At 69.0% G+C, this 21,757-nt stretch carries 25 protein-coding genes and 3 tRNA genes; 16 read left to right on the top strand and 12 right to left on the bottom strand.

Annotated features, from left to right (window positions below; all coding sequences use genetic code 11):
- Nucleotides 1–20: 20 nt before the first annotated feature.
- The gene (locus tag ACMW4R_RS03420; protein ID WP_418299148.1) at nt 21–2,084 is read left to right on the top strand and encodes a bifunctional lysylphosphatidylglycerol flippase/synthetase MprF; all 2,064 of its coding nucleotides are present in this window, start codon (nt 21–23) and stop codon (nt 2,082–2,084) included.
- A 65-nt stretch (nt 2,085–2,149) separates the two neighbouring features.
- Here ACMW4R_RS03420 and ACMW4R_RS03415 read toward each other — a convergent pair whose 3' ends face one another.
- Nucleotides 2,150–2,356: a cold-shock protein gene (locus tag ACMW4R_RS03415; protein WP_058595582.1), complete on the bottom strand. Its 207-nt coding sequence runs from the start codon at nt 2,354–2,356 to the stop codon at nt 2,150–2,152.
- A gap of 308 nt (nt 2,357–2,664) precedes the next feature.
- Between ACMW4R_RS03415 and ACMW4R_RS03410 the strand changes: the two genes are divergently transcribed.
- From ACMW4R_RS03410 to ACMW4R_RS03400, 3 genes are read left to right on the top strand one after another with little or no spacing between them, the layout of a single operon-like run.
- Entirely contained in the window at nt 2,665–3,273 is a 609-nt protein-coding gene (locus ACMW4R_RS03410) for a GntR family transcriptional regulator (protein ID WP_081317247.1), read from the top strand.
- Nucleotides 3,274–3,322: 49 nt separating this feature from the next.
- Nucleotides 3,323–3,751 carry a GNAT family N-acetyltransferase gene (locus ACMW4R_RS03405; protein WP_418299147.1) on the top strand — a complete coding sequence of 143 codons (429 nt, stop codon included), beginning with the start codon at nt 3,323–3,325 and terminating at the stop codon, nt 3,749–3,751.
- A gap of 7 nt (nt 3,752–3,758) precedes the next feature.
- Nucleotides 3,759–4,097: a hypothetical protein gene (locus tag ACMW4R_RS03400; RefSeq protein ID WP_058615126.1), complete on the top strand. Its 339-nt coding sequence runs from the start codon at nt 3,759–3,761 to the stop codon at nt 4,095–4,097.
- Here ACMW4R_RS03400 and ACMW4R_RS03395 read toward each other — a convergent pair.
- Nucleotides 4,094–4,231, bottom strand: a complete 138-nt coding sequence (locus ACMW4R_RS03395) for a hypothetical protein (protein ID WP_193751243.1) — start codon at nt 4,229–4,231, stop codon at nt 4,094–4,096. The two genes, ACMW4R_RS03400 and ACMW4R_RS03395, sit on opposite strands and share 4 nt — an antisense overlap.
- 38 nt (nt 4,232–4,269) lie before the next feature.
- Nucleotides 4,270–5,268 (bottom strand): endonuclease/exonuclease/phosphatase family protein, encoded by a 999-nt coding sequence (locus tag ACMW4R_RS03390; RefSeq protein ID WP_418299146.1) that lies wholly within the window; start codon nt 5,266–5,268, stop codon nt 4,270–4,272.
- A gap of 58 nt (nt 5,269–5,326) precedes the next feature.
- On the opposite strand from ACMW4R_RS03390, the gene ACMW4R_RS03385 reads away from it, so the two are divergent.
- Together ACMW4R_RS03385 and ACMW4R_RS03380 are read left to right on the top strand one after the other, a co-directional pair.
- Nucleotides 5,327–6,121 (top strand): hypothetical protein, encoded by a 795-nt coding sequence (locus ACMW4R_RS03385; protein ID WP_418299145.1) that lies wholly within the window; start codon nt 5,327–5,329, stop codon nt 6,119–6,121.
- A gap of 21 nt (nt 6,122–6,142) precedes the next feature.
- A complete protein-coding gene (locus ACMW4R_RS03380) occupies nt 6,143–7,060 on the top strand; it encodes a DUF368 domain-containing protein (RefSeq protein WP_418299144.1) in 918 nt (305 codons plus the stop codon).
- A gap of 177 nt (nt 7,061–7,237) precedes the next feature.
- Here the strand turns inward: ACMW4R_RS03380 and ACMW4R_RS03375 are convergent.
- Nucleotides 7,238–7,321 (bottom strand) — tRNA-Leu (locus ACMW4R_RS03375).
- A gap of 154 nt (nt 7,322–7,475) precedes the next feature.
- On the opposite strand from ACMW4R_RS03375, the gene ACMW4R_RS03370 reads away from it, so the two are divergent.
- The 7 genes from ACMW4R_RS03370 to pknB all read left to right on the top strand — a co-directional run bounded on the left by ACMW4R_RS03370 (nt 7,476) and on the right by pknB (nt 16,418).
- On the top strand, nt 7,476–8,213 hold the full coding sequence (locus ACMW4R_RS03370) for an FhaA domain-containing protein (protein ID WP_418299143.1): 738 nt from the start codon (nt 7,476–7,478) through the stop codon (nt 8,211–8,213).
- Complete coding sequence (locus ACMW4R_RS03365; RefSeq protein WP_363336054.1) at nt 8,210–8,746, top strand: FHA domain-containing protein FhaB/FipA; 537 nt, start codon at nt 8,210–8,212, stop codon at nt 8,744–8,746. The genes ACMW4R_RS03370 and ACMW4R_RS03365 overlap by 4 nt, the downstream gene beginning before the upstream one ends.
- A 9-nt stretch (nt 8,747–8,755) precedes the next feature.
- A complete protein-coding gene (locus ACMW4R_RS03360; protein WP_058614464.1) occupies nt 8,756–9,994 on the top strand; it encodes a PP2C family protein-serine/threonine phosphatase in 1,239 nt (412 codons plus the stop codon).
- A complete protein-coding gene (locus ACMW4R_RS03355; RefSeq protein WP_058596752.1) occupies nt 9,991–11,391 on the top strand; it encodes an FtsW/RodA/SpoVE family cell cycle protein in 1,401 nt (466 codons plus the stop codon). The genes ACMW4R_RS03360 and ACMW4R_RS03355 overlap by 4 nt, the downstream gene beginning before the upstream one ends.
- 61 nt (nt 11,392–11,452) lie before the next feature.
- Nucleotides 11,453–12,910 carry a peptidoglycan D,D-transpeptidase FtsI family protein gene (locus tag ACMW4R_RS03350; protein ID WP_058596753.1) on the top strand — a complete coding sequence of 486 codons (1,458 nt, stop codon included), beginning with the start codon at nt 11,453–11,455 and terminating at the stop codon, nt 12,908–12,910.
- Nucleotides 12,907–14,652, top strand: a complete 1,746-nt coding sequence (locus ACMW4R_RS03345) for a protein kinase domain-containing protein (RefSeq protein WP_418299142.1) — start codon at nt 12,907–12,909, stop codon at nt 14,650–14,652. Before ACMW4R_RS03350 ends, ACMW4R_RS03345 begins: the two co-directional genes overlap by 4 nt.
- Before the next feature lie 35 nt (nt 14,653–14,687).
- Nucleotides 14,688–16,418 carry a Stk1 family PASTA domain-containing Ser/Thr kinase gene (gene pknB / locus ACMW4R_RS03340; protein ID WP_058614461.1) on the top strand — a complete coding sequence of 577 codons (1,731 nt, stop codon included), beginning with the start codon at nt 14,688–14,690 and terminating at the stop codon, nt 16,416–16,418.
- Here pknB and ACMW4R_RS03335 read toward each other — a convergent pair.
- From ACMW4R_RS03335 to ACMW4R_RS03325, 3 genes are read right to left on the bottom strand one after another with little or no spacing between them, the layout of a single operon-like run.
- Complete coding sequence (locus tag ACMW4R_RS03335; RefSeq protein WP_418299141.1) at nt 16,396–17,046, bottom strand: anthranilate synthase component II; 651 nt, start codon at nt 17,044–17,046, stop codon at nt 16,396–16,398. The genes pknB and ACMW4R_RS03335 overlap by 23 nt on opposite strands.
- Nucleotides 17,043–17,198, bottom strand: coding sequence for a hypothetical protein (locus ACMW4R_RS03330; protein ID WP_193751324.1), 156 nt, complete (start codon nt 17,196–17,198; stop codon nt 17,043–17,045). The genes ACMW4R_RS03335 and ACMW4R_RS03330 overlap by 4 nt, the downstream gene beginning before the upstream one ends.
- Nucleotides 17,198–18,007 (bottom strand): class E sortase, encoded by an 810-nt coding sequence (locus ACMW4R_RS03325; RefSeq protein WP_418299140.1) that lies wholly within the window; start codon nt 18,005–18,007, stop codon nt 17,198–17,200. Before ACMW4R_RS03325 ends, ACMW4R_RS03330 begins: the two co-directional genes overlap by 1 nt.
- 54 nt (nt 18,008–18,061) lie before the next feature.
- On the opposite strand from ACMW4R_RS03325, the gene ACMW4R_RS03320 reads away from it, so the two are divergent.
- Nucleotides 18,062–18,301, top strand: a complete 240-nt coding sequence (locus tag ACMW4R_RS03320) for a cell division protein CrgA (RefSeq protein ID WP_058596186.1) — start codon at nt 18,062–18,064, stop codon at nt 18,299–18,301.
- A gap of 62 nt (nt 18,302–18,363) precedes the next feature.
- Here the strand turns inward: ACMW4R_RS03320 and ACMW4R_RS03315 are convergent, their stop codons facing one another.
- Both ACMW4R_RS03315 and ACMW4R_RS03310 read right to left on the bottom strand, forming a co-directional pair.
- Entirely contained in the window at nt 18,364–19,293 is a 930-nt protein-coding gene (locus ACMW4R_RS03315; protein WP_058596187.1) for a rhomboid family intramembrane serine protease, read from the bottom strand.
- An 18-nt stretch (nt 19,294–19,311) separates the two neighbouring features.
- Nucleotides 19,312–19,869: a peptidylprolyl isomerase gene (locus tag ACMW4R_RS03310; protein ID WP_058613747.1), complete on the bottom strand. Its 558-nt coding sequence runs from the start codon at nt 19,867–19,869 to the stop codon at nt 19,312–19,314.
- Nucleotides 19,870–19,969: 100 nt separating this feature from the next.
- Between ACMW4R_RS03310 and ACMW4R_RS03305 the strand changes: the two genes are divergently transcribed.
- Both ACMW4R_RS03305 and ACMW4R_RS03300 read left to right on the top strand, forming a co-directional pair.
- Nucleotides 19,970–20,542, top strand: coding sequence for a hypothetical protein (locus tag ACMW4R_RS03305; RefSeq protein ID WP_058596189.1), 573 nt, complete (start codon nt 19,970–19,972; stop codon nt 20,540–20,542).
- A complete protein-coding gene (locus ACMW4R_RS03300; RefSeq protein WP_058627687.1) occupies nt 20,539–21,012 on the top strand; it encodes an aminoacyl-tRNA deacylase in 474 nt (157 codons plus the stop codon). The genes ACMW4R_RS03305 and ACMW4R_RS03300 overlap by 4 nt, the downstream gene beginning before the upstream one ends.
- On the opposite strand, the gene ACMW4R_RS03295 is transcribed toward ACMW4R_RS03300, so the two are convergent.
- The 3 genes from ACMW4R_RS03295 to ACMW4R_RS03285 all read right to left on the bottom strand — a co-directional run bounded on the left by ACMW4R_RS03295 (nt 20,993) and on the right by ACMW4R_RS03285 (nt 21,706).
- A complete protein-coding gene (locus ACMW4R_RS03295) occupies nt 20,993–21,460 on the bottom strand; it encodes an NUDIX hydrolase (protein WP_058596191.1) in 468 nt (155 codons plus the stop codon). The genes ACMW4R_RS03300 and ACMW4R_RS03295 overlap by 20 nt on opposite strands.
- An 87-nt stretch (nt 21,461–21,547) precedes the next feature.
- Nucleotides 21,548–21,620, bottom strand: a tRNA-Ala gene (locus ACMW4R_RS03290).
- A 12-nt stretch (nt 21,621–21,632) separates the two neighbouring features.
- Nucleotides 21,633–21,706 (bottom strand) — tRNA-Ile (locus ACMW4R_RS03285).
- Between the last annotated feature and the right edge of the window lie 51 nt (nt 21,707–21,757).

Genomic DNA, 21,757 nt, shown 5'->3' with positions numbered 1-21,757 from the left:
GGTGCCCTATCGTGAGCGACATGGGGGAGAACACCACAGCAGGCCGCACGCTCCAGCTCATGCGGCGGGTCCCCGCGACGCTCGTGCTCGCCGGGATCCTGCTCGTCGTCGGCGTCGCGGGGGCGGGGCTCTGGCATCCGTTCTCCACCTCCGACGTGTTCCCGACCGTGGCGTACGGTCTTCCCGCACTTCAAGAGGGCAGGTGGTGGACCCCCGTCACCGGCACGTTCTTCCTCGACGCGCCGTGGGTGTACGCCCCGATCCTGCTCGGCCTCGCGGGCATGGGGTACGTCGAGTACCGGCGCGGCTCGCGGGTCGCCGCGGGGTACTTCGCCGCCGGCCAGCTCGTCTCGGTGCTGGCATCCGCCCTGTTCCTCTGGGCAGCGGCGCTCCTCCCCTGGCCGTGGGCGCAGCAGCAGGCGGCCGTGCTCGACGTGGGCCCCTCGGGCGGCGTCGTCGCGACCATCGCCGCGGCGGTCTCGCTCCTGCCCTCGCCCTGGCGCCTCCGCGTGTGGACCGTGCTGGTGGCCGGCCTCTCCGTGACCTTGATCTACTGGGGCTCGCTGCCCGATCTCGAGCACGCCTTCGCGGTCGTCTTCGTGCTCGTCGTCGATCGTTCGCTGCGTCCTCAGCGGGTGTCCGTGCGCGAGCAGCGGCTCATCGCCTTCGTGGTCGTCTGCGCGCTCGGGGCCATCGAGATCCTGACCTTCTTCAGCCCCACCACGGGTCCCTTCGGAACATCGGCCCCCGTTTCGGGCTCGTGGATCGACGTCGCGGTCAACACGGTGCTGGTGCTCGTCGTCGCGACCGGCATCCGCCGCGGCCGTCGGTGGGCGTGGGTCGTGCTCATCGCCTACGCGGCCCTCAACGCGGTTTTCGTGGTCCTGCTCGCCGGGCTGGTACTCCTCTACGGCACCGCCGATCTCGAGGCCGACTCCGGTATCGACCTCACGATCACCCTCGCCTCGTCGCTGCTGTGGACCATCGTGCTCGTCTACCTCGTGCTCGTGCGCGCCGCGTTCCGCGCGCGCCCGAAGGCGGCACTGGGCGAGACTCCCGCCCCCACCGTCGCTGACGTCAAAGACGAGCTGCACCGATCCGGCGGGGGCACCCTGTCATGGATGGCGACCTGGGAGGGCATGTCGTACGCGCGGTTCGGCCGCGGCATCGTGGCCTTCCAGCGCCGAACCGGCGTCGCCCTCGCGCTCGGCGACGCCCTCGGCCCCGCGGGCGATCGTCCGCAGGCCGTGCGCGCGTTCATCGACCGCGCCGAGAGCGCCGGCCTCGCCCCCTGTTTCTTCAGCGCCGGAGAAGAGACGCGCGCGGCCGTACCCGAAGACTGGCGCAGCATCGTCGTGGCCGATGACACGATCGTCGACCTGCCGGGCCTGAAATTCACCGGCAAGGCGTGGGGAGCAGTCCGCACCTCACTCAACCGCGGCGAGCGCGAGGGCATGACGTTCCGGCTGTCTCGCCTCGCCGACGAGACGTGGGGCATCCGGCAGCAGCTGCGGGCGATCTCCGACAGCTGGGTCGGCGAGAAGGGTCTGCCCGAGATGGGCTTCACCCTCGGCACGCTCCACGAGGCGAACGACCCCGAGGTGCGGGTGGCACTCGCAATCTCGCCCGCCGGCGACGTCGACGGGTTCCTGTCGTGGCTGCCGGTGTACGGCGAGGGCCGCGTGCGCGGCTGGACGCTCGATCTCATGCGCCGACGCGACGGAGGCTTCGGCCCCGTCATGGAGTACCTCATCGGTTCGTCGGCGCTGCAGTTCTCCCGCGAGGGCGCGGATGTCATGTCGCTGTCCGGCGCGCCCCTCGCGCACGAGTATCCCGCGGATGCCGGCCCCATCGCCGACCTGCAGCAGCGCATGGCCGCGATGCTCGAACCCGTCTACGGCTTCGCGTCCCTGCACCGGTTCAAGCAGAAGTTCCAACCGCGCTACGAGACCATGTACCTGCTCTACCGCGACGAGGCCGACCTGACGCGGATCGGCACCGCGCTCACGCGGGCGTTCCTGCCGCACGCGACGATCCGCCAGTTCGCCGCAGCCGGCCTCGACCTCGTGCGCCACGAACGCTGATCGGCCGGACAGGGGGATGCCGCCGTGCCCGGCCGAATCGACCCCGGGTCGCCCGGGGTGAGAGGTCAGAGGGGGCGGATGTCTTCCGCCTGCAGGCCCTTGGGGCCCTGCGCGATCTCGAACTCGACGCGCTGGTTCTCCTCGAGCGAGCGGTAGCCGCCCGACTGGATCGCGCTGTAGTGCGCGAAGACGTCCTGCCCGCCGTCATCGGGCGCGATGAAGCCGAAACCCTTCTCCGCGTTGAACCATTTGACCGTGCCCTGCGTGCTCATCGACATGCCGTTTTCCGCTTGAGCCGGCACCGAGCGCGCCGGACTTGCCCCAAAAGTAGCGCCCGCGTCGAAACGGCGCACGACCCCGTGACACAAACGTTGCATGCCGCAATGAGGCCGAAGCCCATACGACGCCCGGGCTGAGCAGAGCTCGAAGCCCGGGCGTCGACGGATCCCCCCGGATATGTCACGCGAGGCGTGACGGTGATGACATTACAGCCGCAGAAGGCCTCCGCGCGACACGAAAGCTGTGAATACGTAACGCAAAGTCCGAGACTGTGATACTCGCGCGACGTAAACTCCGCGTGATGAGCGCTCCACGGTCTCGGTTGGCCCTCGTCGATGAGGCCTACGCGGCCCTCGGCGAGGCCATCGTCGACGGCCGGCTTCGACCCGGGGACCGCCTCCGCGACGTGGAGTTGGCCGCCTACATGGGTATCTCGCGAACGCCCGTCCGAGAAGCGCTGCAGAAGCTCCAACGCATCGGTCTCGTCGAGGTCGCCGCGAACCGTTATACGCGCGTCGCCGCGCTCACCGACCGCGCCCGCACCGACATGCGCGAGTACGCCGCGCACAACATCGCGTCGGCGATGCGCGTCGCGCTGCCGCGCTGCACCCCCGAGGAGATCGAGACCGCCCTCACCCTCATCGACGCGATGCGCGACGCCGACTCCTCGAAGACGTACGTGGCCGCTGTCCTGGATTTGTACGCGCTCATGGTCGCGGCTTCGCACAACATCCCCTTCCAGAGGACGCTGGAGCAGACCGATCTGGTCCTGCGGCGCAACCTCGAGGGGTGGGAGAGCATCACGGGAGACACCCGCCCCACACTGTTCGCGCATCTGCGCACGCAGCTTGCCGCGCGCGACGCGAACGGCGCGACGTGGACCTTCCTCGCTCTGCACGGCTTCGCCTGAGCGCGCAAGCGTCGAGCGCCCCGCACGGTGCCCCCGGTAGCGTGGCGCCATGGCCCACATCGACCTGCGCGAGCTGACCGACGACGATCGGGATGCCGCCTTCGCCGCCGTCCGCGACAGTGCCTCCTCGTGGCCGCGCGCCACGATCGAGAACCGCGAGGCCTTCGACGCCTGGGTCGCCGAGGATCGCGTGGCCGCCCGCGCGGTGGTCGCCGACGGCGCCATTGTCGGCCTCGCCGCCACGCTCGATGTCGACGACGACCGCGAGATCCTCCTCGCTGTGACTCCCGGTGCCGTCGAGGGTGTGGCCACCGAAGCCCTCCGCCTGCTCACGGTCCTCGAACCCGAGCGCCCCCTCTACGCCTGCCTCGCCGCCGACGACGACCCCTCGCACGCCGTGCTCGCCGGGCTGGGCTTCGTGGAGGACTCGCGCGACGGGGACGACATCGTCTACGTCCTTCCCCCGACTCTGGAGTGACCTCGACATGAACGACGTGACGTGGGGCGGGATCGTTCCGAGTGTGGTGCTGATCATCGCCGGCGGGGCGCTGTGGTGGTGGTCGATCGCTCTGACCGTCCGCGCCTACCGCGGCGAGCGCGTCCCGGTGTGGCGGAACCCCCGTAATGCCCCGGGTCGCGCGGTCGCGTCGCGGGCCTTCGGAGCCGCGACCCTGACTCTCGGCGTCGGGATCGCCCCCTGGGGTCAGCTCGACGCACCGTCCTGGCTCGTGCCCCTGCTGGCAGGGTCCGTGGCCGTGGTGTTCCTCTTGATTCCGTACTTCGCCGCCGTGATCGTCCACAACCGCGGCGTCGAGACGCCCTAGTTCGGTTCTTCGCTCTCCTCGAGCGTCTCGTCGGCGTCGACCGACGTGTCGTCCGTGGCGCTGTCCTCCTCGGCTGCGGCGGCCTGCTGGGCGGCGAGGGCGTAGGCCTCTTCTTCTCTGCGCTTCTCCGACATGCGCCCAACCTAGGCGCGCGCGAGCGGCCGCGTAAAGGTCAGCGCCGCGAGAGGGTCGCGACGATCGGCCGGTGGTCGCTCCCCGCGTCGTCGAAGTCGGTTCTGACCTCGAAGCCGCGCACCTCCCACGCCGATCCGACCAGCACGTGGTCGATGGGTGCGGCGAGCCCGGTGGGCAGGCGCACCGGCCAGGTGCCCACCGCGGCCGCTCCCGCCTCGGCGGCGGCATCCCGGCACTCCCCCACCGTGCCGCCGTTCCGTCCGAGACCCGCGAGGTGATCGAGCGTCGAGTTGAGATCGCCGGCGAGGATCACGTCGGGGCTCGAGCACTGCGCCGCCACCCAGTCCATCCCCTCGGTCCAGTCGGTCATGATCAGCGGCAACGGGGGCAGCGGGTGCGCGGCGACGAGTGTCGGTCCGTCCCCCTCAGCCGGGCGGAAGACCCCGCTGGGAACCCCGGGCGTCGAGCCGGCCGACAAATCCGGGACGTACGGTCCCATCGACTCCGCGACGAGGAGCGTCGTGGGGACGGGATCGTCCCCGGGAGCGGCCTGCAACGTCGAGGGAGTCATGCGGATGCCCTCGCGGGACAGGATGCCGACGACCTCCGCTGCCGCGTCCGCGTCGGTCTCGGGAAGGCTCACGACGTCCGCCCCGGTATCGCGGACGAGTCGGGCGATGCTCTCGGGCGACGCCCCGCCCCCGTACGTGTTCCAGGCCACGACGACCAGCTCGCCGTCGGCAGCCGCCCCGCCCCCACCGCGCGCGACGAGCACGCCCGCGTTGCCGAGAGACGCCGCGGCGAGCACGATCGCCAGCCCCGCCGCCACGCCCCACCGCCGCCGGAGCACGGCGATCACGCCCGCGACCACCGCGAGCGCGGCGAGGCCGATGGCCAGGATGCCGCGGAACGGGATCAGCTGGGCCACCACCTGCAGGCGCTGCGCACCGACCAGCTGCGGCCACACCGCCACGGCGGCGAGAACACCGCCGACCACGAGCGTCACGATCAGGCCGGTGCGTCGGGTCTTCGGCATCCGCCCAGTAAACCGCGGAACACCCGCGTATCGCTGAGAGGGCGTGCGATCATTCCTCATGCCTTTCCCTCCGGGGAGCCTGACTCCCGCGCCGGACCGCGAGCCCGATCTCGACGACGACTTCCGGACGGGACTCGACCCACGCTGGTGGGTCGCGAGCTACCTGCCGCACTGGACCACGCCGGAGCGAGCGCGAGCGCGCTATGACACCGGGCCGGACGGTCTCGCACTGAGAATCGATCGCGATCAGCCGGACTGGCGCGAAGAAGACGCTCCCCTGCGCGTCTCGAACCTGCAGACCGGGGTGTTCTCGGGGCCGGTCGGCTCCCCCCTCGGGTCGCACCGTCACCGCGAGGGCCTCACCGTCCGCACCGAGACCCCGACGCGACTTCTCTTCGCCCCCTCGAGTGGACGCGTCGAGATCACGGTCTCCGCCAGCCGTGACGTGAACTGCATGACGGCCGCCTGGCTCGTCGGCACCGAGAACCGCTCCCCGACCGAGTCCGGTGAGATCTGCATCTTCGAGATCGACGCCGACGCGATCGGCGAGACCACCGTGGCGCGGAGCGGCATCAAAGCCCATCACGACCCACACCTCACGTCCGACATGAGCGAGGTCGCTCTTCCCCTGGACGCGTCTGCCCCGCACACCTGGTTCGTGCAGTGGGGGTCGGGCGAGACGGTCATCGGATGCCAAGACCGCACGCTGCGGCGGGTCGCACAGGCACCCGATTACCCGCTGTTCCTCATGATCGACCTCTTCGAGATCGGCCCACGCCGGGGTCTCTACCCGAAGACGGCGACGATCCACCGCGTGCGCGCCTGGGGCGAGAGCGGTTTGGCCGCCGGCTGACCCTCGCCTAGCGTGGACCGAATGGCCGACACCCTTGCCGACCGACGTTCACCTCTCCGCCCCGCTCTCGACGTGGTTCGCGGCGCCCTGATCGGGGCGGTGGAAGTCATCCCGGGGGTCAGCGGCGGAACGGTCGCCCTGATCGTGGGGGTGTACGCGACGCTGATCGACGCCGCGAGCCACATCGTGCGCGGCACGGTCGCGGCGACGGACGTCGTACGCGGCCGCGGACTCGCGCGCAGCGCCCGCCATTTCCGGGCCGTCCGTTGGCGTGTGGTGGCCCCGGTGCTCGCCGGCATGGTGCTCGCGGTGGTCCTCGGCGCGCGCGTCCTGGCTCCCCTCGTGCAGGAGTATCCGACCGGGACACGGGCCGTCTTCGGCGGCATGATCGCGGCATCCCTGCTCATTCCGATCCGGCTGCTGGGCCGCGAGTGGACGTGGCGGCTGGGCCTGCTGACGCTCGTCGCCGCCGTAGCTGCGTTCGTCCTCACCGGCCTGCCCTCTGGTGCCGTCGAGAACCCGCCGCTCATCGTCGTCGCGCTGGCGGCTTCGGTCGCCGTGTGCGCCCTCGTGCTGCCGGGGCTATCCGGAGCCTTCCTGCTGCTCGTGTTCGGCCTCTACGAGACGACGTTGGTCGCCCTGAACGAGCGCGACATGCCCTACATCCTGGCGTTCGCCCTCGGCGCGGTCGTCGGTCTGAGCCTCTTCGTCAATGTCCTCCGCCTGCTCCTGACGCGGTTCCACGCGGGCATGCTCGCCCTCATGACGGGACTGATGCTCGGCTCGCTCCGCGCGCTCTGGCCCTGGCAGGACGACGCGGGGCACTCCCTCGCGCCGTCGGGCGACGTCGCTTCGACGGTGCTCCTCGCAGCGGCCGGCGCCGCGGTCGTGCTGCTCGTGGTGTGGATGCAGGCGCGCCTGACCGCGAAGTCCCCCTGACCCGAGCGGCACCCCCACAGATTCGGACCAGTGCAACGAAATCGGATGCCAGGGGGCTCGGCATCCGATTCTGTTCGCCGTGTCCGATTCCGGTGCAAGCCGGGACGGGTCCGGGGCCGCCCCTCCCCCAGACATGAGAAAGACCCCCGGGATGAACCCGGGGGTCTTTCTCATCTGTGCGCGAGGGGGGACTTGAACCCCCACGCCCGTGAAGGCACTGGCACCTGAAGCCAGCGCGTCTACCTATTCCGCCACTCGCGCGTGCGCGACATCGAGGATGCCACGCGACCAACTTCCCGAGAATATCACGGCCGCGTCGGCACAGCGAAACGCGGGCTCCGCAGGCGGCATCCATGACCTGCTCAGCCGCCCTGACTACGATGTGCCTACTGGTCTGCCTGCCCGAAGGAGTCTCGTGGGACTACTCGACAGTTTCGAGAAGGGTCTCGAACGCGCCGTCAACGGTGCGTTCGCGAAGACCTTCCGCAGTGGCATCCAGCCGGTGGAGATCGCCTCCGCGCTGCGGAGTGAGCTCGATAAGAAGGCCGTCGTGGTCACCCGCGACCGCATCCTCGCCCCCAACGCCTTCGCGGTCCGTCTGTCGCCCGCCGACGACGAGAAGATGAGCGCGCTGGGGTCCACTCTGGTCACCGAGCTGACCACGCTCGTGAAGAAGCACGCCAGCACGCAGGGCTACTCGTTCGCCGGCCCCCTGGCCATCTCGATCGAACGCGACGAGTCGCTGTCGACGGGGACCCTCCGCGTCGACTCGCAGACCAGCGAGGGCCAGGTCTCGTGGCGCGGTGTCGTCGACATCGACGGAATGCGGCACGAGCTCACCCGGGCCCGCACGGTCATCGGGCGCGGCAGCGACGCCGACATCACGATCCCCGACGCCGGTACGAGCCGAAAGCACGTCGAGATCCTGTGGGACGGCGAGCGCGCGATGGTGCGCGACCTCGGATCCACCAACGGCACGACCCTCAACGGCCGTAAAGTGTCTGAAGCCGCACTTCCGCCCGATTCGACCATCTCCATCGGTCGCACCACGATCGTGTTCCGTGTGGTGGCGCAGGCGCAGCCGGCGCGACGCGCGGCGGTTTCCGACGCCACGCGCCTGTTCGACGTTCGGGAGCGGGGGCCCCTGTCATGAGTCCGTTGACTCTTCTGCTGCTGCAGGGCGGCTTCCTCGTCCTGCTGTGGTTCTTCGTCTTCGGCGTGGTGTATTCGCTGCGCGCCGACCTCTTCGGCGTGAAGGTGCGGAAGCTCCCCGAGCCGGCGGCATCCGCTCCCGCGACGCCCGCCCCGGTCGCCTCTCCCGACGCGGTGACCACCCAGGTCAAGCGCCAGCCCGCCCCGGCGGCCGCCCCCGCCGGCGGACTCGCCACCACCGACACCGTGTCGCGCATCGTCATCACGAGCGGACCCAAGGTCGGCCTCGAACTCCCCCTCGGCACCGAACCGCTCACGATCGGCCGCTCGAGCGAGTCCGGTCTCGTGGTCCGCGACGACTACACCTCGAGCCACCACGCGCGGCTCGTGCTGTGGGGCAACCAGTGGATGCTGCAAGACCTCGACTCGACCAACGGCACCACGCACGACGGGGTGCGCGTGGCATCCCCCGTGCAGGTGAAGGTCGGCGCCCCCATCAAGGTGGGCGCGACGACCTTCGAGCTGAGGAAGTAACCCTCCTCCATGGTCTTCCAAGGCTCGAGCGCCGCCATCTCCCACACGGGCAAGGTGCGCTCCAACAACCAGGATTCGGGCTACTCCGGCTCGAATCTCTTCGTGGTCGCCGACGGCATGGGCGGTCACGCGGGCGGTGACGTCGCGTCGAGCCTCGCGATCCACCGCATGACCGAGTTGGACCAGCCCTTCCCCACCCCCGCCGACGCCGAGCACGCCCTGCGCGACGCCCTGTCCGACACGGCGGCCGAGCTCATCGACACGGTCGCGCGTCGGCCCGAGCTCGCGGGGATGGGAACCACCGTCAGCGCCCTGATCATGGTCGACGACTACGCCGTCATCGGCCACATCGGCGACTCGCGCATCTACCTGTACCGCGACGGCGAGCTCACCCAGATCACGACCGACCACACGTTCGTGCAGCGCCTGGTCGACTCGGGTCGCATCACCCCCGAAGAGGCGCGGTATCACCCGCGGCGCTCGGTCCTCATGCGCGTGCTCGGCGACATGGACCCCGATCCCGAGATCGACACGTTCATCATGCCGACGCAGGACGGCGATCGCTGGCTGCTGTGCTCCGACGGGCTCTCGGGCGTCGTCGACGACGCACACACCGACCGCACCCTCGCCCTCGGGATGCCGCCCGCCCGCACCGCGGACGCGCTCCTCAAGCAAGCGCTCGACGGAGGGGCGCCCGACAACGTCACCGTCGTGATCGTCGACGTCGGCGGCCAGCACCCGGTTTTCACCGGCACACCCACGATCGTGGGCTCGGCGCTGAACCCGGTCGGAGCCGTCGCGCCCGCGGGCCGACCGGCGAGGTCGAACTGGCTGCACCCCGTCCGCCAGGCCGCGAACGAGCCGACGCACTTCGAACCCGCGGCCGAGTTCCTCGAAGAGCTCATCGAAGAAGACCGGCGCCGCGCCCGTCGGCGCCGCCTCGGCTGGCTCGCCGCGCTCCTGATCGTGCTGGCCGGCATCGGCCTCGCTCTCTTCGCCGGCTACAACTGGACCCAGACGCGGTACTACGTGGGCGCCGACGACGATTCCGTCGTCATCTACCGCGGAGTGCAGCAGTCCATCGGCCCGATCTCGCTGTCGTCGGTGTACGAAGACACCAACATCGTCCTCGCCGACCTCTCGGACTTCGACCGCCAGACGGTCGAGGCCACGATCTCGGCGCGCTCCCTGTCCGACGCCGAACAGATCGTGGAGCGTCTGCGTCCCACCCCGGAGGCCGGCGGATGACCGATCAGAAGCTGACCCGCGACAACGCCGTGTCGACCGACACGGCCGTGATGCGCGCCCTGAAGAAGATCCGCGTCCCCGCCACGCAGCGCAATCGGGAGCTGGGCCTGCTGATCTTCGCGATCGCGGTCTACGGCGCCGCTCTCGTGCTCGTGCAGCTGGGCGTGAACGGCACGATCGAGTCGGGCTTCCTCACGCTCGCGAGCATCCCCGCCGTCCTCGCGTTGGTCATGCACGTGGTCCTGCGGCTGCGCGCCCGCGACGCCGACCCCTTCGTCCTGCCGATCGCCACCGTGCTGACGGGTATCGGCATCGCGATGATCTACCGCATCGACCTCGCGGTCCGCCTCGAGGGCTGGGATGCCACGTCGAACCGTCAGATCGCCTGGGCGGCCATCGCTCTGGTCGCCGCCCTCGCTGTGGTGATCTTCGTGCGCAACTACCGCGTGCTCTTCCGCTACACCTACCTCTCGGGTCTCATCGGCATCCTGCTCCTGCTCCTGCCGTTCGTCCCGGGCCTGGGAACCGAGCAGAACGCGGACGTGTGGGTCTCGCTCGGATTCGTGTCGTTCCAGCCGGGCGAGCTGGCCAAGATCTGCCTCGCGATCTTCTTCGCCGGCTACCTGGTGCGCACCCGTGAGAGCCTCACCTCCACGGGCACCCGGTTCCTGTTCATGACCTGGCCCCGCGCGCGAGAGCTCGGCCCGCTCCTGATCATCTGGCTCGTCTCGCTCGGCATCATCGTGCTCCAGCGCGACCTCGGTACGGGTCTGCTCATCTTCGGCATGTTCGTCGCGATGCTCTACGTCGCGACCGGCAAGACGAGCTGGGTGCTGATCGGCGTCGTCCTCGCTGCGACCGGAGCGTTCTTGGCATCCCGGGTCCTCCCCTACGTCAACGGGCGCTTCGCCAACTGGCTCGACGCGTTCAACCCCGAGGTCGTCAACCGCGACGGCGGAAGCTATCAGCTCGTGCAGGGGATCTTCGGCCTTTCGCACGGCGGACTCTTCGGCACCGGTCTCGGCCAGGGCCGCCCGTACATCACCCCGCTCTCGCAGAGCGACTACATCGTCCCGAGCCTCGGCGAAGAGCTGGGTCTCGTCGGCTTGTTCGCGATCCTCGCGCTCTACATGGTGTTCGCGAGCCGCGGCATCCGCATCGGCCTCGCCGGTCAGGACGACTTCGGAAAGCTCCTGGCGACCGGCTTCTCGTTCACGATCGCGCTGCAGGTGTTCATCATGGTCGGCGGTGTCACGCGCGTGATCCCGCTGACCGGCCTGACCACGCCGTTCCTCGCCGCCGGCGGGTCCTCGCTCGTGGCCAACTGGATCATCGTGGCCTTCCTGCTGCGGATCTCGGATGCCGTGCGCAGCCGCCCCCGGGTGGTGATCGGTTGATGACGCCCACGATCGCGCCCCCCACCGCGCCCCTCGGCGCTCCCCGACCGGAGGAGGCACCGTGACCAAAGAACTCCGACGCCTCAGCATCGTCATGCTGGCGATGTTCCTCGCCCTGTTCGCCTCGACGAGCATCATCCAGGTCGCCCAGGCGGGCAATCTCACCGATGCCCCCGGCAACACTCGCGCCCTCTACGACTCCTACGAGATCCAGCGCGGCTCGATCATCGCGAGCGGAAGCCCGATCGCGCAGTCGGTGCCGTCGGACGACGTCTACAGCTGGCAGCGCCAGTACACCGACGCGCAGATGTGGGCTCCCGTGACCGGGTACGTCAACCCGGTGCTCGACTCGCGCACGCAGATCGAGGATGCCGAGAACTCGGTGCTCAGCGGATCGGGAGAGAACGAGTTCTTCTCGCGCATCAACCGCGCGATCACGGGTCAGGCGCCCCGGGGTGCCAACGTGGAGCTGTCGCTCGACGCCAACGTTCAGCGCGCCGCGTGGGACGCCCTCGGCGGTCTGCAGGGTGCTGTCGTCGCGATGGAGCCCTCGACCGGTCGCATCCTGGCCATGGTCTCGACGCCGAGTTTCGACACGAACGCGCTCGCGTCTCACGACACGGATGCCGTCGACTCGACCTACGACCAACTGGTCGCCGATCCGTCGCAGCCGATGGACAACCGCGCCATCGCCGGCAACCTCAACCCTCCGGGGTCGACGTTCAAGCTGGTCGTGGCGTCGGCGGCGTTGGCATCCGGAAAGTACACTCCCGACTCGAGCTTCCCCAACGTGGCCGAGTACACGTTGCCGCAGTCGAGCAGCGTCGTACGCAACGCCGGCGGCGGCACGTGCGGCGGCGGCGACACCGTCACGATCGCCACGGCCCTGCGGTTGAGCTGCAACATCCCGATGGCCGAGCTGGCCGTCGAGCTCGGCGATGACGCGATCAAGGCCGAGGCCGAGAAGTACGGCTTCAACAAGCAGTTCTCGATGCCGCTGACCTCGACCGCGTCCAGCTACCCCTCCGGCCTCGACGCCGCGCAGACGGCGCTCAGCGGATTCGGTCAGGGACAGGTGACCGCGACACCGCTGCAGATGGCGATGGTGTCGGCCGGGATCGCGAACGGCGGAGTGGTGATGAACCCGCGGATGGTCGACCGGGTGATCGAGTCCGACCTGTCGGTGACCGATGAACGCGCCGACAGCGAGTTCGGTCGCGCACTGGACGCGAATCTCGCGGCGGAGATGGTTTCGATGATGACGGCGAACGTCCAGGACGGCGCGGCGTCGAATGCAAGAATAGACGGGGTCCAGGTCGCCGGTAAGACCGGCACCGCGGAGAACGGATCGACACGTCCGTTCACTCTCTGGTTCACGGGTTTTGCTCCGGCCGACGACCCCAAGGTCGCCGTCGCAGTGGTGGTCGAGAACGGCGGGGGCCAGGGGCAGAGCGGGAGCGGCAACGATATCGCCGCCCCGATAGCGAAGAAGGTCATGGAGGCGGTGCTGGGTAAATGAGACCGACGCAGGGAGTGACCTTCGGAGGACGGTACGAGCTCGATTCGCGTATTGCGATCGGCGGTATGGGTGAGGTGTGGGAAGCGACCGATCACGTCATCGGACGCACCGTCGCCATCAAGATCCTCAAAGACGAATACATGGGCGACCCCGGGTTCCTCGAGCGTTTCCGCGCCGAAGCCCGTCACGCAGCCCTGGTGAACCACGAGGGCATCGCGAGCGTGTTCGACTACGGCGAGGAAGACGGCAGCGCCTTCCTCGTCATGGAGCTCGTCCCCGGCGAGGCCCTGTCGACGATCCTCGAGCGCGAGGGCTCGTTGTCGACAGACAAGACGCTCGACATCGTCGCGCAGACCGCCGCCGCGCTGCAGGCCGCGCATGCCGCCGGTCTCGTGCACCGCGACATCAAGCCGGGCAACCTGCTGATCACGCCCGACGGCCGCGTCAAGATCACCGACTTCGGCATCGCGCGCATCGCCGACCAGGTCCCGCTGACCGCGACCGGTCAGGTCATGGGCACCGTGCAGTACCTGTCGCCCGAGCAGGCGTCCGGACACCCGGCGTCTCCGGCGACCGACATCTACTCGCTCGGCATCGTCGCGTACGAGTGCCTGGCGGGCAAGCGCCCCTTCACGGGCGAGTCGCAGGTCGCGATCGCGATGGCCCAGATCAACGAGCAGCCTGCGCCGCTCCCGCCCACCGTGGCGGTTCCGGTGCAGAACCTCGTCATGGCCATGATCGCCAAGAAGCCCGACGACCGGCCCGCCTCGGCTGCCGCCGTCTCACGCGCCGCTACGGCCCTGCGCCGGGGAGACCTCACCGCCGCCGCGGCCGCGGTCCCCGCGATCGCCGCGGGTGCCGCCGTCGCCGACGATGTCACGCAGCTCCTGTCGCCCGGGCAGACGAGCGCGGCCACGCGCCTCATGCCGACCCCGGCAGCGACGTCGCTTCTCACCGAGGAGCACACCGAAGAGACCGTGCCGCAGAAGAGGAAGCGGAGCCGGCTCACGTGGCCGCTCATCGCGCTGATCGTGCTGCTCGTGCTCGTCCTCGGAGGAACGCTCGCGGCCCTGCTGACCAACCAGAACGAGCCCGACGCGGCCACGTCGAGCACGGCTCCGACAGCGGCCACGCCGGTGCCGAGCGCGTCGACGCCCTCGCCGTCGTCCTCCCCCTCGCAGACCCTGGTCGACGTCGACTCGCTCGACCTGCTCGGCCGCACGTGCGACGAGGCGCGCGCGATCCTGCGCGACAGCAACCTCGCGGCCACCTGTGCCACCGGTAACGCGGCGACCAACGCCGACGAGATCGGCACGGTCTACAAGGTCGACCCCACCGGTCGGAACCCCGCGGGCACCAACATCACGGTGACGGTCTACGGCGAAGAGACGCCCCTCAGCCAGCCGGGAACGCCGACGCTGCCCTCGTCGGTCGCGGCCGGTGCCACGGTGCAGGTCTCGTGGCAGCAGTACACCTGCCCCTCGGGCACGGGCAACGTCACGTCGTACAACTTCACCGCCGAGCAGGGGACCTTCGCCACCAACGGCTCGTCAACGGCGTCGTTCTCCCCGGACGAGCGCAATGCCGAGCTGGTGGTGAGCAACTCTCCCGGATCGACTCTCCGGGTGACCTACACGGTCAGCTGCTCGGGCACCGATCGGACCGCCGGCCCCTCGGGTGAGGCATCCGCCACGATCTCCGGTGGTCCGTCGCCGACGACCTCCGCGTCGCCCAAGAACTGACCCTTTCGCACACGCATCACCCCTGGAGTTCCTTCGTGACCACTGAGACGCGCGTCCTGTCCGGACGCTACCGCGTTGACGACCTCATCGGTCGTGGCGGCATGGCGAGCGTCTACCGCGGCTACGACCAGACGCTCGGGCGGACCGTCGCGATCAAGGTCCTCAAGGCCGATCTCGCCGGCGATGCGGCCTTCCGGACGCGTTTCCGCCTCGAGGCGCAGGCCGCGTCGCGGATGGCTCACCCCACGATCGTGCGGGTGTTCGACGCGGGCGAAGACGTCGAGACGGGCCCGGACGGCCAGGAACGTCCCGTTCCGTACATCGTCATGGAACTCGTCCACGGGCGCCTGCTCAAGGACATCATCTCGGCCGGCCCCGTCCCCACCGACGACGCACTGCGGTACGTCGACGGCATCCTCGAGGCTCTCGAGTACTCTCACCGCGCCGGCGTCGTGCACCGCGACATCAAGCCCGGCAACGTGATGATCACCGAATCCGGCGGCGTGAAGGTCATGGACTTCGGCATCGCGCGCGCGGTGTCGGACTCCTCGTCGACCGTGGCCGAGACGACGGCGATCGTCGGCACCGCCGCCTACTTCTCTCCGGAACAGGCGAAGGGCGAGTCGGTCGACGCGCGAGCCGACCTGTACTCGACGGGCGTCGTCCTCTACGAGCTGCTGACCGGCCGACCGCCGTTCCGCGGTGAGACACCCGTGGCCGTCGCGTACCAGCACGTCAGCGAAGCCCCGGTGCCGCCCAGCGAGATCAACGAATCCGTGTCGACGGCTCTGGATGCCATCGTGCTCCGTGCCCTCGCGAAGGATCCGTTCCAGCGTCCGCAGGATGCGGCGAGCTTCCGGGAAGCTCTGGATGCCACCGTGGACGGCAGAGGTCCGACAAAGCGTCAGATGTCGGCCCTGTCGAACGAGCTCTACGGCCCCAACCCTCGGCAGGCCGCCGAGACCGCACGATCGCTGCGTCAGCTCAGCACCGACACGACGATGCGCCGGACGCAGCCGGGCCCTCCCGTCGCCTGGATCTGGGCTGGCGTCACGGTTCTCGCCGTTCTCCTCGTCGCCGTGCTGTTCTGGGTGATGCAGATCCAGCCCTCGAACAACGTTCCGTCCGCCGGCCGAGCCGTGCCGAACGTCGTCGATATGTCGTACGACCGGGCCGTCGAGGCGCTCGAGGGAGAAGACCTCGTCGCCAAGCGCGTCGACGAGCCGAGCGACAAGATCGCCGCCGGAAACGTCACACGGACGACGCCTGCTGCCGACACGTCCGTCGCGGAGGGCCAGGAGGTCGTGCTCTACGTCTCGAGCGGGCCAGACCTCGCCACCATGCCCACCCTCTCGGGGATGAGCGAAGAGGCCGCGCGCACCGCGCTGCAGCAGGCGGGGCTCTCCGTCGGTTCGGTCCGGCGACAGAACGACCCGGCTCTCGCTGCGAGCACCGTGATCTCCGCGAGTGTCGCGAGCGGCGGTGCGGTCACGAACGTGGAAGCGGGATCGCAGCTCGCCAAGAACACGACCGTGAACCTGATCGTCGCCAGCGGCCAGGTCGTGATCGTCGACTACACGGGATACACCGTGGATGCCGCCAAGCGCGAGCTCGAGTCCGATGCGATGCAGCTGACGGTCAAGGTCGAAGAGGATTCCAGCTGTCCGGCCTCGGTCCCGAGCCCCACGGTCAAGACGCAGTCGCTGGCCCCCGGCGAGGTGCCGGTCCACAGCGAGATCACGCTCACGTCCTGCTCCGGCTCCTGACTCGGCGCGGATGAAGGGTCGCGCCGCGCACGGCGGCGCCGAGGCATCCGGCATCGTCCATCCATCTGCCGAGAAGCCGGTGACCCCCCTCGGTCAGCACGCTCTCGGGGTGGAACTGGACACCGACGATCGGTGCGAACCGGTGGCGGACGCCCATGATCACCCCGCTGTCGGTGCGCGCGGTGACCTCGAGCTCAGCGGGGAGCGTTCCGTCCGACACGGCGAGCGAGTGGTAGCGCGTCGCTGCGAACCCGTCGGGCAGATCGGCGAACACACCGCGTCCGTCGTGGCGGATGCGACTCGTGATCCCGTGCAGGAGCTCGGGGGCGTGGTCGACGCGGGCCCCGAACGCGACCGCGATCGCCTGATGGCCGAGGCAGACGCCGAGAAGCGGAAGCATTGCGTCGTGTGCAGCGCGGACGACCTCGATCGATCCGCCCGCCTGATCGGGGTGACCGGGCCCGGGTGAGATGACGACGGCCTCGGCGCGTGTGGTGACCGCGTGAAGCAGCGTCGGGTCGTTCGAGGGAAGCGTCTCGACGGTCGCGCCGAGATCGCTCAGGTACCCGGCGAGGGTGTGGACGAAGCTGTCGCGGTTGTCGACGACGACCACGCGCCACCGACTCACTCGACCGTGACCTCCTGCGGGTAGACCATGTCACTCACCCAGGGGAAGACGTAGTAGAAGAGTCCGTAGAGCACCGCGGCAGCGAGGACGAGAAGGATGAGCACCCGCACCCACCAGGGTCCGGGAAGCACACGCCAGAGGGCTCCGTACATCAGGCGGCTCCAGAGGTCAGCGAAGCAGGGGCGCCGTTGGCGCGGGGCGTGAACGATTCGAAGACGCCGTAGCCGATGGCACGCTCCGAGAATCCGTACCGCGGGCTGCACGTGGTCATCGTGATCAACCGATCCGTCGCCTCGACCTGAGCCGCCTGCGGGACCGGGAGCAGCACGCCGACGCCATCGGGCTGCACGTACTCGAGGTTGCGGTAGCGGTAGGTGTACCAGCCGTCCGGGGTCTCGACGACGATGGCGTCGCCGATGTGGAGGGAGGGCAGATCGGCGAACGGGGCGCCATGGCTGCCGCGGTGTCCCGCGATGGCGAAGTTGCCGACCTGACCCGGCATCGCGTTGTCGGGGTAGTGCCCCACGCCGATCGGATCGAGCGTGACCGACGAGCTCACCCCGCCCGCCAGCTTGAACTGGTAATCCGATCCCAGACGCGGGATGCGCAACACGCCGAAGACCTCGCCGTCGCCGGGCTGGGGCAGAGCGGGGGGCTCGGCGGTGGCCGGCTCCGTCGGGGCGGGCGCTCCGGAGGACGAAGCGGTGGGCGAGGGCGCGGGGGCGGGTGTTTCGGTCGCCCACTTGTCGGTCAACGAGCTGGCTTCGTTCTTGTACTGGGCACCGATGATCGCGTCGCCGATCCAGAGCTGCCAGGCGACGAACAGAAGCACGAGCACGCCCGCGGTCAACAGCAGGTCACCGAAGACACCGATGACCGACACCCGGCGCCGCGGAGCGGGACGCCGGCGAGTGCTACGGCGAGCGTCGCGGCGCGTCTGCGGAGAGGATGCGGTGTGCACCAGGCGATTCTAGTTCCGTGGGTCGCGCAGCACCTGAGCATTAGACTGGGCCGCATGGCTCGAACTGGAAACGGCGACGACCCGATCGCCGAGCGCAACGAAGGCGCGTCGGCACCGAACCCTGTGTGGTTCCTGCCCATCATGATCGGTCTCATGCTGGTGGGCCTGGTCTGGGTTCTGGTGTTCTACCTCAGCAACTCGCAGTTCCCCATTCCCGGCATCGGCCCGTGGAACCTCGTCATCGGCTTCGGAATCGCCTTCGTCGGCTTCCTGATGACCACGCGCTGGCGCTGATTTTCACCCGACTTACACGCGTGTAATTCATCCCCACCTGTGGATGAGCCTGTGGATAACTCTCAGTAGTACACGACGACGGGGATCACGAGCAGCGCGAGAAGCACCGCGCCCACCCCGACCAGCAGCCCGATCTGCAACGCTCTCTGCCGCGCGAGACGCGTCCGCGCGTAGACGAAGCCCACGGCCGCCCCGGTGATCAACCCGCCCAGGTGCGCCTGCCACGAGATCCCGACGCCGTTCAGTGCGGAGATGAAGTCGCCCGTGCCGATCGAGGTGATGAGCGCGACGACGAACGGCCACGCGAAGTTGATGCCGATCAGCACGGCGATCACGCGGATGTCGGCGCCGATGTGGCGCCCGATGACGAGCAGCGCGCCGAAGAGGGCGAAGATCGCGCCCGAGGCGCCGACAACCGGAGTCAGCGGCGCGAGCAGAGCCACGGCGACGGATCCGCCGAGGGTGCCGAGGGCGTAGAGCACGACGAACCGCCACCGCCCGAGGAGCGGTTCGAGGTTTCGACCGATGAACCACAGCGCGAGCATGTTCAGCGCGATGTGGAAGAAACCGGAGTGCACGAGCGAGACGGTGAACAGCCGCCACGGCTCGAAGGCACCGAACTGCGGCACGAGGTACGGGCCGTAGAACATGAGCGCGTTGCTCAGGATCGACCCGAGACCGGGGATGATCCCGATGATGTAGACGAGGCCTGTGACCGCGATGATCGTCAGCGTGGCGAGCGGTCGACCCGAGGCGACCACGACCGCCGGGCGACGCGAGGCCCAGCGTCGTTCCGCCTTCTTCTGGGCGGGGGTCTCCGCGGCGCGCTGCTGAGCCATGCACTCGGGGCAGATCACGCCGACGGCGGCGGGGGTGCGACATTCCGAACAGACCGTACGCAGGCATCGCTGGCAGAGCACGAAGCTCTGCCGATCCGGATGCCGGTAACAGAAGTTGTCGCTGTTACGACGGAAATCGTCGGTCGTAGACACCCGCCGCCGCCTCGAGGGTCAGACGGCGACGACGTCGACCGAGTGCAACACGACGTCTGCCTTCGGTCGATCCTGGGCACCGGTGGGGACAGCGGCGATGGCGTCGACGACGGCCTTCGACGCGTCGTCGGCCACCTCACCGAAGATGGTGTGCTTGCCCTGCAGCCACGGCGTCGGGTCGGTGGTGATGAAGAACTGCGAGCCGTTGGTGCCCTCCGGCTGGCCGGTGATGGCGTTGCGGCGCAGACCCGCGTTGGCCATGGCCAGCTTGTACGGAGCGGTGAAGTCGAGCTCGGGGTGGATCTCGTCGTTGAAGTTGTAGCCGGGACCGCCGATGCCCTGACCGAGCGGGTCACCGCCCTGGATCATGAAGTTCGGGATGATGCGGTGGAAGATGACGTCCTTGTAGAGCGGACCCTCGCCCTTGGCGCCGGTGGCGGGGTTGGTCCATTCCTGCGTTCCATCGGACAGGCCGATGAAGTTGCGGACGGTACGGGGAGCGTGGTCGCCGAACAGGTTGACCACGATGTCGCCGTGGTTGGTGTGCAAGGTCGCGACGGCGGTGTGAGTAGCCATGGGTACATTCTCTCAGAGTTATCTGCAAGGGTCCGTGGTGGGCGCCGCCCGGTCTGGCAAGATGAAGCAACGTACATCCCATCGATAGGGAGGATGAGCCGTGGGCCTCAGCCGCAAGAGCAAGAAGGAACTGCGCAAGCTCCAGAAGCACGCCGCGAAGGTGTGGGAGTCGCAGCAGGTGCTGCTGGGCGAGAGCGGAAAGGTGGCTCGCGAAGCCGGCCACCAGCTCGGTCGCTTCAGCCGCGAAGACCTCGTCCCCGCCGTCCAAGACGGCTACAACAAGTACGCCGCGCCCTACGTCGACAAGAGCGTGAAGTACAGCAACCGCTTCCTCAGCAACAAGCTCATTCCGGCGGCCGGTGCGGTCGTCGGCGGGGCGATGTCGGTGTGGGATGCCGCGGGAGACACGCGTGACCGTCTCGCGAAGGGCCAGGGCTTCGAGCTCGACGCCCACAAGTACGCGAAGCGTGCCGAGAAGTACGGCAAGAAGGCGTCGAAGAACCTCGCCAAGAAGCTTCCTCACCAGAACGACGGCATCGGCGCCGGCGGCGTCATCGCCATCATCCTCGGCGTCGTCGCGGCGGCCGGTGTGGCCTACGCCGCGTGGCAGACACTTCGTGCCGACGACGAGCTGTGGGTGGCCGACGACCCGCTGCGTGCACCGGACGCGTGAGCGACCCCACCATCAGAGTCCGAGAGGCCGCGCGTGAGCGCGGCCTCTCCGTCGATATCCGGGAGCGTCCGGCGGCGTCGAGCCTGGACGAGGCGGCCGAACTCCTCGGCATCCCCTCCGCGGCCATTGTGAAGACGCTCGTGGTCAAGCGATCCGACGACACGTATCTCTTCGCGCTCGTGCCCGGTGATCGGGCGATCTCATGGCCCAAGCTCCGCGCCGTCGTCGGGGTCAACAAGCTGCGCCTGCCCGAACCCGAGCTCGCGCTGGCGGCGACCGGGTACGAACGCGGGACGATCGTTCCCATCGGCAGCACGAACGACTGGCCGGTCTACGCCGACGAGAGCATCGTCGGGCAGCGCATCGCCATGGGAGCCGGCGCACACGGCTACAGCCTCTTCGTCGAGGCCGACGACCTCATCGACGCTTACGACGCGACGGTCGCCGATATCACCGCGCCTCGGGCATAAGAGCCGACTCCTCCGTCCCGCGCGGCGAGATCTTCGCCATGCGGAGGGCGATGTCCACGAGCTGGACACGGCGGAGCTTGCGGACCGTCGGCAACGAGAACCACTCTGCGCGGTCCGTGGATCCTCCGACCTCATGGCGGAGACGCCCTCCGACCACATGGGCGCGGTAGACGATTCGCAGTGTGTGAAGCGGCCCGTCGGCATCCGCTGACAGCCGCCCGGACGCAGGTATCACTCGGGAGTGGATGCCGAGAAGCTCATCGACCACCACACGGTAGCCCGTCTCCTCCCGCACCTCGCGCCGGACCGCGCGCTCGGGGTCCTCCCCGGCCTCGAGACCGCCTCCGGGGAGCGTCCACGCCGCCCGACGGCCCTCGACCCAGTGCGCCAGCAGCAAACGGTCGCTCGAGCCGGTGACGATGGCATAGGCGGCGACTCGCATGTCCATTGCGACACCATAGCGGCGCGACAGCGGCGGCGTGCGACGCGGGCCGTGAAGAGACCCGCATCGGCCGGAGCCGGGATGAAGAAGATGTGGAGCCTGGGAGATTCGAACTCCCGACATCCTGCTTGCAAAGCAGGCGCTCTACCAACTGAGCTAAGGCCCCGTGGGGATGGGGTGGGGCTACCAGGACTTGAACCTGGGACCTCTTCATTATCAGTGAAGCGCTCTAACCGCCTGAGCTATAGCCCCGTTGCGACGACGTGATGTCGTCAACCTCGAAGACTTTACCGGAATCCCGAG

Origin of the sequence: Microbacterium sp. S1037 (assembly GCF_048381605.1) — a bacterium.
GTDB classification, from domain to species: Bacteria; Actinomycetota; Actinomycetes; order Actinomycetales; family Microbacteriaceae; genus Microbacterium; species Microbacterium testaceum_B.
This window is presented reverse-complemented; position numbering and strand designations above follow the sequence as displayed.

Bases quoted from the DNA above. Each gene is read 5' to 3' on its own strand.
- ACMW4R_RS03320 (WP_058596186.1), top strand. From the start codon at position 18,062: ATGGCTCGAACTGGAAACGGCGACGACCCGATCGCCGAGCGCAACGAA.
- ACMW4R_RS03385 (WP_418299145.1), top strand. From the start codon at position 5,327: ATGCCTTTCCCTCCGGGGAGCCTGACTCCCGCGCCGGACCGCGAGCCC.
- ACMW4R_RS03365 (WP_363336054.1), top strand. From the start codon at position 8,210: ATGAGTCCGTTGACTCTTCTGCTGCTGCAGGGCGGCTTCCTCGTCCTG.
- ACMW4R_RS03310 (WP_058613747.1), bottom strand. From the start codon at position 19,869: ATGGCTACTCACACCGCCGTCGCGACCTTGCACACCAACCACGGCGAC.
- ACMW4R_RS03390 (WP_418299146.1), bottom strand. From the start codon at position 5,268: ATGCCGAAGACCCGACGCACCGGCCTGATCGTGACGCTCGTGGTCGGC.
- ACMW4R_RS03330 (WP_193751324.1), bottom strand. From the start codon at position 17,198: ATGTACGGAGCCCTCTGGCGTGTGCTTCCCGGACCCTGGTGGGTGCGG.
- ACMW4R_RS03410 (WP_081317247.1), top strand. From the start codon at position 2,665: ATGAGCGCTCCACGGTCTCGGTTGGCCCTCGTCGATGAGGCCTACGCG.
- ACMW4R_RS03420 (WP_418299148.1), top strand. From the start codon at position 21: ATGGGGGAGAACACCACAGCAGGCCGCACGCTCCAGCTCATGCGGCGG.
- ACMW4R_RS03415 (WP_058595582.1), bottom strand. From the start codon at position 2,356: ATGAGCACGCAGGGCACGGTCAAATGGTTCAACGCGGAGAAGGGTTTC.
- ACMW4R_RS03395 (WP_193751243.1), bottom strand. From the start codon at position 4,231: ATGTCGGAGAAGCGCAGAGAAGAAGAGGCCTACGCCCTCGCCGCCCAG.
- ACMW4R_RS03295 (WP_058596191.1), bottom strand. From the start codon at position 21,460: ATGGACATGCGAGTCGCCGCCTATGCCATCGTCACCGGCTCGAGCGAC.
- ACMW4R_RS03400 (WP_058615126.1), top strand. From the start codon at position 3,759: ATGAACGACGTGACGTGGGGCGGGATCGTTCCGAGTGTGGTGCTGATC.
- ACMW4R_RS03380 (WP_418299144.1), top strand. From the start codon at position 6,143: ATGGCCGACACCCTTGCCGACCGACGTTCACCTCTCCGCCCCGCTCTC.
- ACMW4R_RS03360 (WP_058614464.1), top strand. From the start codon at position 8,756: ATGGTCTTCCAAGGCTCGAGCGCCGCCATCTCCCACACGGGCAAGGTG.
- ACMW4R_RS03345 (WP_418299142.1), top strand. From the start codon at position 12,907: ATGAGACCGACGCAGGGAGTGACCTTCGGAGGACGGTACGAGCTCGAT.
- ACMW4R_RS03405 (WP_418299147.1), top strand. From the start codon at position 3,323: ATGGCCCACATCGACCTGCGCGAGCTGACCGACGACGATCGGGATGCC.
- ACMW4R_RS03355 (WP_058596752.1), top strand. From the start codon at position 9,991: ATGACCGATCAGAAGCTGACCCGCGACAACGCCGTGTCGACCGACACG.